At 47.2% G+C, this 15528-nt stretch carries 15 protein-coding genes; 11 read left to right on the plus strand and 4 right to left on the minus strand.

Annotated features, from left to right (window positions below):
• The first annotated feature begins 214 nt into the window (after positions 1-214).
• Positions 215-1708 (plus strand): hypothetical protein, encoded by a 1494-nt coding sequence (locus ACQ76X_RS31780; RefSeq protein ID WP_438497747.1) that lies wholly within the window; start codon positions 215-217, stop codon positions 1706-1708.
• A 225-nt stretch (positions 1709-1933) separates the two neighbouring features.
• Here ACQ76X_RS31780 and ACQ76X_RS31785 read toward each other — a convergent pair whose 3' ends face one another.
• Positions 1934-2281: a helix-turn-helix domain-containing protein gene (locus tag ACQ76X_RS31785; protein WP_438497748.1), complete on the minus strand. Its 348-nt coding sequence runs from the start codon at positions 2279-2281 to the stop codon at positions 1934-1936.
• 155 nt (positions 2282-2436) lie between these two features.
• On the opposite strand from ACQ76X_RS31785, the gene ACQ76X_RS31790 reads away from it, so the two are divergent.
• The 4 genes from ACQ76X_RS31790 (at position 2437) to ACQ76X_RS31805 (ending at position 4390) form a co-directional block, all read left to right on the plus strand.
• Complete coding sequence (locus tag ACQ76X_RS31790; RefSeq protein ID WP_438497750.1) at positions 2437-2799, plus strand: hypothetical protein; 363 nt, start codon at positions 2437-2439, stop codon at positions 2797-2799.
• 71 nt (positions 2800-2870) lie between these two features.
• On the plus strand, positions 2871-3242 hold the full coding sequence (locus tag ACQ76X_RS31795) for a hypothetical protein (protein ID WP_438497752.1): 372 nt from the start codon (positions 2871-2873) through the stop codon (positions 3240-3242).
• 145 nt (positions 3243-3387) lie between these two features.
• Positions 3388-3948 (plus strand): GNAT family N-acetyltransferase, encoded by a 561-nt coding sequence (locus tag ACQ76X_RS31800; RefSeq protein WP_438497754.1) that lies wholly within the window; start codon positions 3388-3390, stop codon positions 3946-3948.
• 181 nt (positions 3949-4129) lie between these two features.
• Positions 4130-4390 (plus strand): RidA family protein, encoded by a 261-nt coding sequence (locus ACQ76X_RS31805; RefSeq protein ID WP_438497755.1) that lies wholly within the window; start codon positions 4130-4132, stop codon positions 4388-4390.
• Positions 4391-4504: 114 nt separating this feature from the next.
• Here ACQ76X_RS31805 and ACQ76X_RS31810 read toward each other — a convergent pair whose 3' ends face one another.
• Entirely contained in the window at positions 4505-5638 is a 1134-nt protein-coding gene (locus tag ACQ76X_RS31810; protein WP_438497757.1) for an SMP-30/gluconolactonase/LRE family protein, read from the minus strand.
• A 12-nt stretch (positions 5639-5650) separates the two neighbouring features.
• Positions 5651-6436 carry an SDR family NAD(P)-dependent oxidoreductase gene (locus tag ACQ76X_RS31815; protein ID WP_438497759.1) on the minus strand — a complete coding sequence of 262 codons (786 nt, stop codon included), beginning with the start codon at positions 6434-6436 and terminating at the stop codon, positions 5651-5653.
• A 257-nt stretch (positions 6437-6693) separates the two neighbouring features.
• Here ACQ76X_RS31815 and ACQ76X_RS31820 point away from each other — a divergent pair, with 257 nt between their 5' ends.
• On the plus strand, positions 6694-7368 hold the full coding sequence (locus tag ACQ76X_RS31820) for a TetR/AcrR family transcriptional regulator (protein ID WP_438497761.1): 675 nt from the start codon (positions 6694-6696) through the stop codon (positions 7366-7368).
• Between the two features lie 185 nt (positions 7369-7553).
• A complete protein-coding gene (locus ACQ76X_RS31825) occupies positions 7554-8309 on the plus strand; it encodes a sugar phosphate nucleotidyltransferase (RefSeq protein ID WP_438497763.1) in 756 nt (251 codons plus the stop codon).
• A gap of 107 nt (positions 8310-8416) precedes the next feature.
• Here ACQ76X_RS31825 and infC read toward each other — a convergent pair whose 3' ends face one another.
• Positions 8417-8932 (minus strand): translation initiation factor IF-3, encoded by a 516-nt coding sequence (gene infC / locus ACQ76X_RS31830; RefSeq protein WP_438497764.1) that lies wholly within the window; start codon positions 8930-8932, stop codon positions 8417-8419.
• Positions 8933-9191: 259 nt separating this feature from the next.
• Between infC and ACQ76X_RS31835 the strand changes: the two genes are divergently transcribed.
• The 4 genes from ACQ76X_RS31835 (at position 9192) to ACQ76X_RS31850 (ending at position 15525) form a co-directional block, all read left to right on the plus strand.
• A complete protein-coding gene (locus tag ACQ76X_RS31835) occupies positions 9192-10520 on the plus strand; it encodes an Imm51 family immunity protein (protein WP_438497765.1) in 1329 nt (442 codons plus the stop codon).
• Between the two features lie 237 nt (positions 10521-10757).
• Complete coding sequence (locus ACQ76X_RS31840; protein ID WP_438497766.1) at positions 10758-13214, plus strand: hypothetical protein; 2457 nt, start codon at positions 10758-10760, stop codon at positions 13212-13214.
• A gap of 182 nt (positions 13215-13396) precedes the next feature.
• Entirely contained in the window at positions 13397-14293 is an 897-nt protein-coding gene (locus tag ACQ76X_RS31845) for an ABC transporter ATP-binding protein (protein WP_438497768.1), read from the plus strand.
• Entirely contained in the window at positions 14290-15525 is a 1236-nt protein-coding gene (locus tag ACQ76X_RS31850) for an ABC transporter permease (RefSeq protein ID WP_438497769.1), read from the plus strand. Before ACQ76X_RS31845 ends, ACQ76X_RS31850 begins: the two co-directional genes overlap by 4 nt.
• Positions 15526-15528: the final 3 nt, after the last annotated feature.

Consider the following 15528-nt stretch of genomic DNA (forward strand, 5'->3'; position numbering starts at 1 on the left):
GTAAATTGAAAGAAAATATATCAAAATTATATGAAGAAGCTACAAATTATAACCCGATAACCATCAGATTTGAAGAGTCAGTTAATAATGAGGTTCCTAAGTTAAGTGTTATTGACAAAGGAGCTGGCATGGATAAGTGGATTATTGAAAACTATTTTTTAAAATAGGGAAATCATATTATAATTCTTATGAATTTAATCGAATCCGCAGTGAGTTGCGTAAGAAGAATATTGATTTTGCTCCAGTTTCAGAGTTTGGGATTGGTTTTTTATCATCCTTCTTAATCTCAGATAGAGTTGAGGTAGAAACAGCGATGTGGGAGTCAACCAGAGGTGACAAGCTTAAACGAATCTTACAAATTGATGGGCCAACTCGGTTGGTTAAATATAGTGAACAAATTAACGAGGGACCTGGTCGATATAAAGGAACTCGTGTCACTCTTTATTTAACTAAAGATTTTAGTACTAATAGTGAATCAAGTTGGGAGTTCATAAAAAATTATTTGGAAGAAGAATGTGTTGATTTACCTTATAACTTGGAACTTCAGTATGTTGATGAACAAGGGGAAATGTCAACTGAATATATTAATCCAATAAAAAAGAATATGGAATTTCCAGATATTCTTAAAGAAAGTTCATTAACAATTGAAGTAGATGATAATGATACCGGATTAAAGGGTGAAATTGTACTATTTAATACAGAAATCTTACAGATGGAAATTGAAAAACACGTTGGTGAAAACAAATTTATTCTTAGTGATGAAAAGAGTTTTTGGAACGATGTGAAAAGAGGTCCTTATGAGTACAGAGATAACCCTCCATCAATTCTTATTAGAGGTGGTTTCAAAATCAGTACGGTTCCAGGGTTACCACAGTCTAGTGTATATAATATCTATAATTCGATTGCTCAAATTTATTTAGACTGGAAAAAAACGGATGATTTAAAATATCCCTTAACTAATCTAGCAAGAGCAGCATTAGCCGACAATAGCATCGTTAAAGATAGTATCACTCGGATAATTGTTACTCACTTAATAGAAAATAGTAACAATATTCCTATTGACTTTTTATCAACAATTATTTATAGACAGAAAGAGATTGAAGATAGAAAGTATCTTGAAAATTATAATGCTTTTGATCTATTTAATATTTTTTTTAAATGCTTAATTCATGTGATGGAAATTCCATTTGAAGATTATATGGCTTGGAAAAATGGTGGACAAAAACTCTTGGTGTATTATCATTACAAAGCTAGAAAAGAAAGTGAGCATGGTCTATATAGAGTTATTCTGGATATGCTGTTGATAAATATTTCAAAACCTGTAGTTCGTGAAAATATGGTGCTTCTTAAACCTCCGATCAAAGATTGGGAGGATACTTTAAAGAATCTTGTCGGATTTCAAAGTCATAATGAAAAATGGGGGCTATTTGCAGAGTTTGATGAAGGTTATAAAGACGCACTATATATTAACACTTTAATGTATGAATTTTTTAATGAAAAGTATAGAACTGTTCTTGAAAGCAATTTTGATAAAAATGAGTTGCAATTATCTATGAGGATGCTGTCACGCTTAGATGATTATGTGAACCAGAAAGTAAGTCAAAAAGAACTAGAAGTGTTAAATCGATTAAAGAATTTAGTTGGAGACGTTAAAGTCATACCATTTTCTGGGAATAAAAAATGGACTTTAAATGAGAGATTAAATTAGTTTCAAAAATATTATAATATTTATAAAAAAATAAAATCAGAGGTCATTAGAAAATTCATGTTTTAATGTTTTTCTGTTCAATCTCCCATAGCAAGCAATCACTTTAGATTGACTCTAGTGATTGCTGCTATTTATGTTGTTGGCGTATCTCACAAACAAATCTTTTGGTAAAATGAAGGGAACGCTTTTATTTTTCTGGAAAGAGTGAACATCTCTATTCCGATTTTAATCCTCGAAAGCTCCCCGAACTTCTCTAACAACCCTCTTCAACGTATCAATTTGCTTCACACTCAACTCACTAACAGTAACCGCATATTCATCAAGTGCTCTACGCTGCGCAGCCTCTGTCTCACTCAAATCATCATGATTTTGAAATAATTCTGTTGGTTGGATTTTTAGTGCTGTAACTATTTTCTCCAGTGTATCAATAGAAAAATTCCGTTCGCCGCGTTCTACTGCCCCTATGTATGCATCATCCAAGTTGGATAGTTCCGCTAACTGTTGTTGTGTTAATCCCTTTGCTTTTCTTATAGCCCGAATTCTGTCTCCGACTGTATTCCGTAAGTCTGTCATGGTAATCACCTCTCCTAAAGGTTAGGAGAGTATAGGCATAAATAGCAGGGTTATAAAGGCGGTAAAATGTATTGATAATACTACTTTATAGTAGTATATTTGATTTATTGTACTACTTCTTAACTAATAGATAAAGAAAAAAGGAGGCCCCACCCGTGCGCCCTTCCATTCTGAAATCACTGAAGCCGGATATTATGGTTGAAATGCTGGAAATGGCTTATCGCTTCGAGGATTGGGACAAGATGCTGAATACGGCGGGTATTCTGTACAGCTATGCGCAGTGCATCTATGAGGAGCGGCAGTATCACAAGGCTAAGAATCTTCCGGTGCCAATTGTGGATATGGAGCGTCCGCTGGTTTATTATTTTGGGTTCAGTCATCTGATGCGGGGCATCGTGTGCCAGAAGCAGGGGAAGTATGATGAGGCCAGAGAATCCATATACCGCTATGCCGAGCTGGGCTGGATGGAGGATTTGGGGGAGGAGGGCAAGGGATTGCCGAAGAGTTTAGATGTCTAGCTCGTGCTAACCTGTATATCGTGGAGATTCTGTCTGGTAAGACGGAACTGCTGGAGGGGTACGTACGATTCTTGCAGGATAATCCCGAGGAGCTGCTGCCGGGCTTGGGGAATATTTTACAGGCTGCGGTACAGTACGGACTTGATGTGGACGATCTGCTGCATACGTTTGCGGAACAGAGTGCCGGGTTTGGGGACTATGAGGATGCAGGCAATATCTCGCATTATTTCAGCTATTGTTATCACTTGGCGTTATATCATGAACGGGCAGGTAGGCTGTCGGAGGCGCTGGACTGGACGATACAATCTTTAATGCTGGCCCACCAGTCCAGGCATGACGGCAATTTCAAGCGCTGTTTGGCGCTGTTCGAATCACTGCGTGAAGGGGTGACGGAAGAGCAAGCTCGGCGATATCATAAGGCGGTGGCAGAGTGTCTGGGCTAGTTGTTTTGAAGCTCCCCGAACGGCGTCATGTGGGTGTCTAAGGGTCCCTTTGAGCACAAATTGAATGGTGCGGGAGTTTTCCTGAATATGTTTTAATATAGGTATGATTGAATCATTGGAAACATGAGGATAGAGGTGTTATTTCATGAGTGGCTTAAACAAGGTTTATATCGAAACAGAAAGATTGATTGTCAGAACCTTTAGTGAAGGTGATTTTGAGCAGTTTAATAAGCTTTTAGATATGCCTGAGTATGAAGGATGGCAAATGCAGAAGCCAAGGGCAAAAGAATTTTTTGACTGGCAACTTTCAAATTATGAAAAGATGGATATTGTAACTGGAACAGTGTGCTTAGGAATCTTTGAAAAGGAAACAGGCGATGTTGTTGGGCAGGTTGCTGCACAAGAACATGATGACCTACATGAACCTGAATTTGGCTATGGCATACTTCCATTTGCAAGAGGGAAGGGTTACGCAAAGGAAGCTGCAAAAGCAACTCTTGAATGGGTAGAGGATCAGTATGATATTCCATATTTAATAGGAACGGTGGCAATTGATAACATTCCATCCCGGAAGGTTTTGGAATATTGTGGTTTCCAGCTTATTGATGAGCGTAATTTGCTTGTTCATATTATGAATGAGCCGCATGATTTTAAGTATTATAGATATCATTTGGATAAGTCATGTACAAAATTTGTTCGTCACTAACCACGACACACAGTTGTCCGATTTTCCCTCCTATAATGAACATATCTTATATGAATAAGGAGACAACAGGCATGGGCGAGATCGTTAGGCATGATGTGAATGAGGAGTACGCGTATTCCGGATTTGTGGAGGCGGGGATTTTATTTTCCTCAGCTTCTGTGTAGGCAATGTGGGGGGAACGGTGGAGGAGCAGGTGGAAGGTGCGCTGAATGATATGAGTGGCCGGCTGCAGCAGGTGGGGTTAACGCTGGCGTCGGTGGTGAAGGTGGATATTTTGCTGCGGGATGTGTGGGATATTCCGGTGATGGAGCAGGTGTTCAAGCGCAGATTCCAGGGTAAGTACCCTGCCCGGAAAACGATCTCCACGGAGTTCGCGCATGTAGGCGGGCCGGATGGGCTGAAGGTTCAGATAGATGGTGTGGCGTATCGTCCACGCGCGTAGCGTTTGGAGGGTAGGAAGAAAATGCTCCCAATATGAACAGCAGCCCCTCCTGTCGGAGTGAGCTGCTGTTTGGGATGCCTAAAAGTGGCAGTGGGGTGATGAATATAACAACCCTTACGGATTCAAAAGCACCCGGTGAACACCCTGGCTTCCTCCCGGTGCGGTTCCGAGATATAGATATCCGCCTTGGCTTACGGCAGTGGTGATGCCGTACAATGTTCCTTCAGGATCATGCCAGCTATTCACAAGTTCTCCTTCTGGTCCATATTCCGCGACAAGTCCATGTTTCACTGGCTTACTTGCTCCATTTAACAAGGACTGTGGAACTTTGGACATCGTCGCCGCTAACCAAGGATGACTATGCATGTAATCGGCAAAAGGCAGACGGGTTGTGAATACCCCCACCCAGAAATGTCCCTGCGCATCACGTGTGATGTTGTCCGGGAATCCAGCAATATTATCTGCAAAAATATCCGAGGTGCCCTGCTTGGGCCCCTTCAGCCAGTATCGGGTCAACTGATAATGATACGATTCGGCCACGAGCACGAAATCTTCTTCAGCAGACAAGGCTACCCCATTGGCAAAATATAAGTCCCGAAGCAAAACAGTCGTCTGCTTGGTCCGCGGATCATATTTCAGCAAGCGTCCATGCGGCTTGTTCTCAGCAATTTCTTTGAACATAACCTTGCCATAGTTTGAAGTATCGGAGAAATAGATTGAACTGTCCTGCGCAATGTCTAGCTCGTTCGCCAGATAGATCGGTCCTCCATCTACTTCAGTGGTCAGTACTTCAACTTTTCCCTCTGGGTCAATCGACAGCAGCCCTTTCTGAATATCCGTCACAATCAGATTCCCTGCCGCGTCGAATTTCAGTCCGTTAGGTGTTCCATGGGTATCGGCGAACACTTCAGCCGGCTGCGCCTTACCCGCCGCGTCAAAAGCTACTCTGTAAATTTTGCCATCAGAGTCCCCTGTGTATAGCCGTCCTTGTGCATCAAAAGTTATAAATTCCGGGTACTTGGCGCGGTCTGTAACCAGCTCTGCCGAGCTGAGTTTGTTGTTTTCTTTCCAGGGGCCGTCTTTCTCAAAAGAAGGAGCCGCAGGTGCAGACCATACAGCTGGATCTACCGGGGCCGGTATCAGCAGAAAAACAGCGATTCCCAGGACAATTACCCCGAGCAGGGCCAAGCTCCATCTGCCGACTTTTTGACGTGTTGAACGTTTGCGTTGCTTTGGTTCTGTGGACATTATAAATCCTCCTTATTGTTTCCGGGGGCGAAGCATGCCCCCAACCAGCCGCAGACTTTGTCTGCGGGTCATGAAGCGGGAAATCTGTGCGCCCAGATAATTCTGGAATCCTGGAACAACATACTGTTTCCCTTTTTTCATAGCGCGGAGTGTGACTGCGACTACACGCTCCGGCGTGTCCTTCGCACCGACAGAGGCATCCTCCGTGCCAACGACATTGAAGAAATTCGTCTCCGTCGAGCCAGGGCATAGCGCAAAAAATTGAACGCCACGGTCACGATTCTCCCACCAAAGGGCGTCAGTAAAGGATAAGACAAAAGCTTTGGTCGCCCCATAGACGGCCATATAAGGCAGCGGCTGAAAGCCTGCGGTAGACGAAACATTGATAACAGCACCTGCCCCTTTTTGGAGCATCCCTGGAAGGAATAAATGAGTCATATCCACTACAGCGGCGACATTAAGCATCACTTCTTCATGCTGGCGCTCGCCGGAGATTTGCTCGAACAGACCATGGGTGGCAAAACCCGCATTGTTGACCAACAGATCAATGTTCAAGTTGAGTTGCTGGCACTTCTGATACAGATTTTCGGCAGCACCCTCGACGGATAGATCCAGGGGAATGACTTGAGATTGAACCCCATAGCTTCGGGTTAATTCTGCTGCAAGCCTATTAAGGCTATTTTTAGATCTGGCCACAAGCACCAAATGACTACCTTCCTTTGCCAATTGTCTTGCAAACTGTTCGCCGATTCCCGAAGAGGCCCCGGTGACCAGTGACCATTTCCCTTTAATATTCATGATCCTGCTCCTTTTAATACAATGTTTTTATTTAGAAACAACGTTACCTAAACTCCAAAAAAAGATGATAAATCCCTATGTGCACAAAATCGTTTTGGTAACACTGTTTCTTGTTAGAATCATAGTAACCGAGATGATACATTGGTGTCAAATCTTTTTTTCAGCGTGATGGATCAATTGACAACCTTTCTGCAAATGGTTAGAATGCCTGTTAGATGCCCAGTAACCTTGTTTCCTGCCAATAGCATGATAACCGAATGAAGGTGATCCTTATCAGTAACGAAGACAAGCCCTCATCATCCACAGGGCGGGTACTAAAAACATATCAGGAGGCTCGTCTGCAAAATACAAAGAATCTCCGTAAGCTTGTGGTGGATGCGGCTGCGGACATTTTGCAGGAAGAAGGGCCTGAAGCTGTCACTGTGCGTAAAGTATCGGAAAAAATGGGTTGCTCCACCAAGATCATTTACAGTTTGTTCGTCAATAAAGAAGGACTGGCCCAGCAACTGTATCTGGAGGGCTGTAAATTGCTGGCCCAGCGTTTTGAAGAAGTACCGCCGTCCTCTGATCTCTTGCAGCATTTGCTGGATTTGGGCGAAGCCTTCTGGCAGTTCGGGCAGGATTATACCAGCTACTACAAGCTGATGTTTGGAGGGGCTTTTGCCGAGTTCAAGCCGGATGCGGAGAGTATGCAGGGAACGATGACAGCCATACGCCGTTTGCTGATTCTAATCAGCACTGCCCAGCAGCAAGGGCAGATTTCGGACCAGGAAGAGACTGAGACCCTTGTCAGCACCATATGGGCTTCGCTGCACGGTGTAATCCACCTGTATATGGGCGGGTTCCTTGGCGATGTCGAAGCAGCTCATACCGTATACAAACAAACAATGACTTTGCTGTCCCAATCCTTATTTGCAGTATCCAAGCCATAGCGGATTAAATTATTTCATGCTCCTGACAGCCCATCCCTTCAAGGGATGGGCTGTTCGATCCGTTCCAGTACAAGCGCAATCAGCTTATCGCGAAGGCGGATTTTGCAGCAGCAGCAGGCTTGGCTGTCCGTCGCCGGTGGTATATAGTAGAGGGACATTTTCCAAGGTAGAGGAGCGAACAGGGTATGATTGCATTAATCTTGGCTGCGGGGTATGCAACCCGTCTCTATCCATTAACCAGGGATACGCCGAAGCCGCTGCTGCCGGTTCAAGGAAACCGTACAATTCTGGATCTGCTAATTGACCGTCTGGAGGTACTGGAGGAGATTACGGAGATTCTGATTGTGACGAATGACCGCTTCTTTCATGCTTTTGAGCAGTGGCATCAGCAGTACAGGGGGCCGAAGCCGATTCGTATTCTGAATGACGGAACCTCTTCCCCTGAGGGGCGGTTAGGAGCGATTGGCGATATCCAGTTTGTCATCGGGCGGGAACAACTGCAGGATGATTTGCTGGTGCTGGCGGGCGACAACGTGCTCGGTTTTGGCCTTGAGGGGTATCTGAATTATTTTCATAAAGTGGATACAGACTGTATTCTGGTCCGGACAGTGGACGATATCGAGGAACTGCAAAGTGTTGGCGTGGCGGAGCTGGATGAACAGATGCGTGTCCTTTCTTTAGAAGAAAAGCCGCAGTCACCCAAGACGAACATTGGCGTATTTGCACTCTATATCTACAAGCGCTCTACGTTGCCGTTATTCTCCCGTTATCTTGCCGAAGGGGGCAACCCGGATGCGCCGAGTTATTTTCCCGAGTGGCTGCATTCCCGCCAAGAGATGCGGGCCTACTATACGGAGGGCACGATTGATGATGTGGGAACCCCGGAAGCTTATGCCCAGATGCGGGCTAGACTGGGGAACGTCCAAGAGGAGCAAGGTTAATCTTCAAGCTGTAAGCAGTTCATCCTGTAGGGGATGGACTGCTTTTTTCGTACACCCAGCATGGGCGTCAGCTCTTGGGGAGAAGTCCCGAAACGGGGGCTTACCGCTTATCGGGGATTTACTTTTACCTGCGAGCCTTTGCCGCTGGTTTGGATGCCACTTTCCTTCGTTCCGGCTTCCTTCAAATCGCCCAGCAGCCGCTCCAGCACTGCCTTGGCTGCTGCAGCCTCCTTCGCTCCGTTCGCCTTCACGACCAGTTGCACCGGCTTGCCGGAGCGCAGATGCTTGTCTGCCTGACGCAGCTTGGTATCGTAATCATGCTCTTCGATGTGAGCGGTGAAACGAAGCTCCTTGACCTTCCCGCTGCCGCTTTGGCTTCCGGCATGTCCAGCGCCCGCTTTGCGGGACGCGGCTTCCTTCTGCGCAGCAGATTTTCCCTTGCCCTTAGCGATCAGGCTGCAGGGAGGGGGGCTGCTCATCAGCGAGGTGCAGACGAGGTCTGCACCGGCAGAGCGGGCCATCGCCAGCGCTTCCGCTCGCGATAACGTGCCGAGCTTCTCCCCCTTGAGGCCGGTCAGCACCACCTCGGATGCTTTGATTTGCTCGTTGATGAATACGGCCATGGAAATAGGCCCTCCTTTGTAAACAATGTTAAACCTATTTTATACGAAATGAGGCTGCGGTTCACCTATGCGCTAAGGTTGATTTTATTATCTAAACGGTTAGAGTAGAATTAAACACTTCTATGCGGGAGGAACAGCCATGTCTGAACAAACTGTAGCCCAGAGATTAGAGTTATTGGGGATCGTGTTGCCTAATGTCAGTGAGCCGGCCGCTAAGTACGCAAACTATGTCAAAGTGAATAACCCGGGAGGGTAAACTATGGACAATCATTGGATGAAACAACTAACGCTTTGGCATGAGGCGGATGAATATCAACAAATCGTCGACAGCATTATGGAGGTTCCTGCACAAGACAGAGATTATGCGGTCATTGGCCAATTGGCGAGAGCGCTGAATAATCTGGAGCGATACGAAGAGGCGCTGGAACAGCTTTTGGCTATTGCCGGGCAGGGAGCGAATGATCCGTTATGGCATTTTCGTGCGGGATATTCCTACTACTATTTGAAACAATATGAGGAAGCTGCCAGAGCTTTTAAAAAGGCCGACGAACTGGATCCCGGAGACCAGGATACGCTAATGCTATTCAATTGGAGTGTGCGCGGCGCCGAGAAGCAGAAAAGGGAGCGGAAGCGTTTTGCGGCTGCACAAATGGCCAAGGAACAGAGCGGTGATAGCGGATCCTTTGAGCCAGCGGATTTCTCGGATTTTTGGGAGAACAGCGATTATGCTATAAAAGAATATGTATCCGAGCCGCCGACGGAGGAGATGATTGCCTCAGTGGAGCAGGAGCTGGGTTACAAGCTGCCGGCCTCCTATATCGAACTGATGAAGCTGCAGAATGGGGGAATCCCGCAAAACACCTGTTTTCCTACCGGGGAAGCGACGTCATGGGCGGAAGACCATATTGCCATTTCAAGTATTATGGGAATCGGGCGGGAGAAAAGCTATTCACTGTGCGGAGATTTGGGCAGCCGCTTTATGATAGAAGAGTGGGGGTATCCGGACATTGGGGTGGTAATTTGCGACTGCCCATCTGCCGGCCATGATGTAGTGATGCTGGATTACCGTTTATGCGGCAGGGAAGGCGAACCTGCGGTTATTCATGTCGATCAGGAAGGCGATTATGAAATTACGTTTCTGGCCGGCAGCTTTGAGGCCTTTATCGGTGGTTTGGTGAATGATGAGGAATATGATTATGATGTGTCTGAGGATGACAGGGATGATGGGCTTACTCAGGAGGCAATTGAAGGAGGAGAGCAGTTGAAACCCTTTATTCTGGTAGAGCAGGACAACGGCGGCATGTCAGTCATCTTAAACGCAGGCTCTTATAAAGCAGAACTATTTCAGACACGGGAAGACGAGGGCTTCGAAGGGAGCGGTTATGACTGGGCTTCCCTGGCCTCTGTCTTTCTGGAAGAGAAGATGCCCGAGCTCGCGGACAGCATCCATTTTGACCCCGAAGCGGATATGTTCTGCGCGTATTCCAGCAATAGAGAGGCTGTGCAGAGCTTTGCGGAGGGCTTCAAAGCAGCTTGTGAGGACGACACTCTTATCCGTGACTTATTCTCCCGTGCAGAACTCGATTAGCTAAACTACTATTAAGAAGGAATGAGAGCCGCTGCCAAGCGGCTTTTTTATTTAGTTAAGAATTCTATACCTGCTTAGTTTTGCCAGCTGTTGCGCTTTTTGCTGCTGCATTCCGCAAGATGTTTGTGGGATGACGAAGGGTGCTTTTCGGTGTAAAACCTAAAAATATGAATTATGATTAGTCCATAAGAAAAATAAGACGGCCCAAAAGCTACATAAGACGGCGAGGAGAGATGAATGGTGCTTGGACTATCCTTCGGGAACGGGATCACGCTGATACACTTCGAACAGCAGGAACCCAGGTTGTTCACTGCCGGTGATCATCTGGATTGCAGATATATCAGAGCCTTCTTCAAAAGACAAGGAATGACGGCGACTCAATATATCGAATCTAATTTATCCAATATATATGATACAACTGCAGATATTGCGGCAATGGGGAATGAAATTATTGCACTTCATGTAACAACGTCAAACTACCGGTTATGTAAGCGGTTGACCTCCACCCTTAAGGAACAGGAGGGGCGGAACCGGGTCATCTGGTTTGGTAATCTGGCAGCGGTGATCGGTGAGGAAGTGTTCGGCGAAACAGAAGTGGACGGTTTGGTAAGGTGGAGCCCTGAGCGGACGCTCTCCCGGCTGGTGAATACAGCGGTAGAGGGCTGGTCTGCTGTGAATGGGTTTACCTCCCGGGCCATGGTTGGCAGAAAGCCTGGTGGAGATTCGCTGGCCCTTCCCACGGAGGAGGAAGCCGGGACTTCAGCAGGCGTCATGGAGCTGGATGAGCTGACCGGGGTATGGGAGGACACGTCAGACCGGAGGCAGGCGGCGATGCTGTCAGTGAAATGTGCGGATCAGCTCGGCAATCCTCAGCATGTTACCCAAGGGATACGGAGGCATTCTCCGGAGCGGCTGCAGCGTGATCTGGAGCTTGCGGTTCGGACATCCAGACAGATGGCACCCGTCTTTACTATTGAGGGATTCGACCTGATTCGGGATGGGGCGCAGAGAGAGCAGATTCTGGAGGTTCTGGAAGAAGCGGAGTTCAAGGCCGGCTATAAGCTGACTGTTCCGCTGGAAGCCTGCACATATTCAATGCTGGAGCGATTTAAACAGTGCGGCGTAGAACAACTCCAGATCAAGGTTCCGCTGGGTATCACGCCGGATGCCTTCCCGAAAGAAGAAGCAATTAATTATATGATATGGCAAATGCAAACCAGTCAGCCGATGACCTTCTCCGTTACGCTTACCGATGACGGAAACCGGGAAGAAGACACTAGCCTTACGGCAGAGCTGCTGCACAGGTGGATCACTGAGGGAGTGGTTGAGGCGATGTCTGTACGGGCAGAACCGATGGACCGGGCCAAAGCTATTCAGCCCGTCATTCTCCCGGAAGCCTTAGCCGCTGTAATGCTTGAGCATCTGACCACAGAGCAGCCTCGGGCCTTATTAAACGAGTATACCGCCTATATGACCGGATATTATCCGCAGCAGGCGATCGGTGGTGGGGTCAAGCATATCGGGCTCACAGAACCGCTAGAGGAAGAAGTGCCAAGTAATTATTTTGGGGAGTACACAGTCCTCAATAGCGCACTCATATACGAATATAACCAAGTATACAGGGAAGACAACCCAAGCTATATCTATTATGATTCCGATGGGGTATGGAAGCGCAGCAACCGGAGATTTGAGGAATTGTCGGAGGCTGCTGACAAAGAAGAATACTATTTATCCAATGCTCACCAAGTGGTGCAGACGGAAGGAACTGAATATATTCTGCAGCTGAATGACTTTCTCCAGGTGGAGCCGATCCGCATCCGGCAAATGGGCTATTCAGAAGCGGCAACCAGGGAACAGGATAAGAACAACGTGGAGTTCCAGATGCTAAGGATAACATCCACAGAAGATCTGGAGGCCTATCTGGAGGATGTGGACCATTTCAGCCGAACAGGAACCTTCCGGCACGGATATGAAATCCAGTCGTATCTGGTGGATAGCTGCCGCTGGTCAGGAGCCCAGACTTGCACAGTGAAGCAGCTTCCGAGGCTGTTCGTAGACGGCAATCAGGCGGTATCCGGGTGCAGAGGCTGCGGCGCTATCGGCACTCTGGATGATTCTATGGATAGGTTGCTGTTGCAGACTGCGGTGGTCTCGGATCGGGAGCAGCTAGTAAGAGGCTGCGCAACTTGTGAAATCAACGCTTCTTGCACCAAATGCAGTTTCCTGCCCGCCTACATGAACCGCCAGCAATATTGTAATATCCGCAAAAAACATAACACAATGCACTTATATATGCAGACCATTGAACTGCTCAAAGGGCTTAACAAATACTCGCAGGCTTTAGACGGTCTTAGTGTGGACAACTTCCGGATGTCGCTGCCAACCTGCACACACAAATACCCCTATGAGCGAAGAGGAAATGTCCGCTCGGCAGTCGCAGATACCGTATTTCTGTTCTTCATCGGGGAAACTCCGACGGTCTACCAGACTACCAGCCAGAAATTACTGAAGCTGAGCGAGCCTATGGCACTGCTGCTGGAAGGAATGATGGCGGGTGCCAATCGCTTTGAATTGAAGCAGGCCCTTAGGGACCGCTACCAGGTCGAAGAAGAACAAGCCCACCAAATCATATCCCAGGCTACAGATTTATTTATGCAGGAGGGTTGCCTGAAACATCCAGTCGCAGTTTTGTGAACGTAGCTTGCCACCTCACAAGCCTACAGCCCTATGGCTGTAGGCTTTCATAAATCCGAAAATAACAGTTTCTTAGTTATACATACATTGACTAACAAATATAGAGACGGGCCTGCCGGGAATCGGATATGTTCTGCTCTGCCACTTAACCCGAATTAAATAGATGTAATGGAGGAAACAGCATGGGACTACAGATTAATGGATTAATGAAGCAATATGGGAACAACCGGGTCATTCACGATATTACCATTGAGGCGCCTACCGGCAAGGCTTTTGGACTTCTGGGAGGAAACGGGGCAGGTAAAACAACGACCATCCGTTCCATCCTCGGATTAGTGGATTATGATGCGGGAAGCATTCTGTGGGAAGGGAAACCGATCCTGGAGAACCGTCCGAGCATTGGATATTTGCCGGAGGAACGGGGCCTCTATCCAAAGGAAAAGGTTAGTGAACAGCTGGTTTATTTCGCCAGACTGGAGGGCATGTCACGGCTGGCGGCTATAAAGGCTATGAAGCATTGGCTGGAGCGGCTCGGGGTCACAGAACATGAACATAGACGCGTAGAGCAGCTGTCCAAAGGGAACCAGCAGAAGGTGCAGATTATCTCTGCCCTGCTGCATGACCCCGAGCTGATCATACTTGATGAGCCATTCAGCGGCCTTGACCCCATTAACTCGGATATGCTTGCGATGATCGTGAAGGAGCAGTTGTCGCTGGGAAAGACCATGATTTTCTCCAGCCATCAGATGGGGCATGTAGAACAGTTCTGCGAGGATATATGCATTCTTAAGCGTGGAAGAATGATAGTATCGGGCAGCATAGCAGACATTAAACGCTCCTATGAGCGCTGCAACGTGCTGCTGCGCAGTGATGAAGATCTCAGCCGGCATCTGGTGGCAACACATCTTCAGCCGCTTACTGCAGATGCAAAGGAATGGCAGATGAAGGTGCGGGATGAGGATGAGGCCAATGAGCTGTTGCTGCGCTTGACCCAAATGGGCATCCGGCTGCTGAAGTTCGAGATTAAAGAGCCAACACTGCATGAGATATTTGTGGAAAAGGTAGGTGAAATGTCATGAGGAATTTTGGTCTGGTATTTGCTTACTCCTTCAAGGAACGCTTGCGTTCCAAAGCCTTTACCTATTTGACACTGATTATGATTGTGGTTGTGGCTGCGCTTGTACTGGTTCCAAAATTAACTCAGGATGACGGGAATTCCGCGAAGGGCGAAATTGATGTGCTGGATAGGACAGGGGCCATCCCGAACGCAGATAGTTTCAAGGAGAACGTATCAGCTTCCTATGACTGGCGGATGATCACCGAGAATGAAAGGGCTGGTGAGCTGAAGCGTCTGGAAGAGAAGGAAACACTTCTTGGGATTGTTCAGATTGAGAATCAAGGCAGCCAGCCGGTCCTTTCCTTAACCGTAAACAAGGCGGATGATGCTCCTTATATCCGTGAACTGAACAGCTACGTTCAGAATCAATATACGATATTTCAAATTCACCAACTGGGCCTGGGACAGGAGCAGCAGAAGCAGCTGACCTCAGCGGTTCAGATGCAAATACAGGAGATGGAGGCCGGAAGCAAATCTTTAACTGCCACGTATTGGCCGGTCTATATGGTGACGTTCATGCTGTATCTTCTAATCTACATGTTCGGAAGCAATGTAGCGGTATCCGTCTCCGTAGAGAAGGGCTCCCGGGTTAAGGAGATCCTGATTACGAAGGTTAAGCCGGTACAGCTTCTTTTCGGCAAGATGTTTGGTGTCGGCCTGGCGGGCATTCTGCAATTTACCATTATTGTTGGCGCGGTGTACCTGATCCTGAAGGTGTCGGGTACGGGCGGGGTGCTGGAGCTGTTCGGCATGCCGGTGGATTTCTCCATTCTGGGCGGAACCACAATTATGCTGTTAACTCTCTTTTTCATTCTCGGTTATTTCTTCTTTGCTGCCTTGTTCGCAGCAACAGGATCGATGGTTAGCCGCAGCGAGGAAATCAACCAGGTGACTCTGCCTATCTCGATTTTGCTTATGGCAGGACTCATTGTTGCTATGTTCGCTATGCTGAACCCTGATGGCATACTGGCAGTGATAGGCTCATACATTCCTTTCTTTACCCCGTTCGTTATGTTCGCAAGAATTGGCGCTTCAGATCTGACAGCCTTGGAGATTGTAATTCCGACGCTGATCCTGTCCGTATCTACCCTGGCTGCTTGCTGGCTGTCGGCGAAGATTTATCAGGTGGGTGTCCTCCTGTATGGACAGAAGCTGAATCCTAAACTGCTCTACAAAGCTATAAAGGCCTTATAGAGG

The sequence above is a fragment of the Paenibacillus sp. IHBB 3054 genome, assembly GCF_051594305.1.
Lineage (GTDB): Bacteria > Bacillota > Bacilli > Paenibacillales > Paenibacillaceae > Paenibacillus_AQ.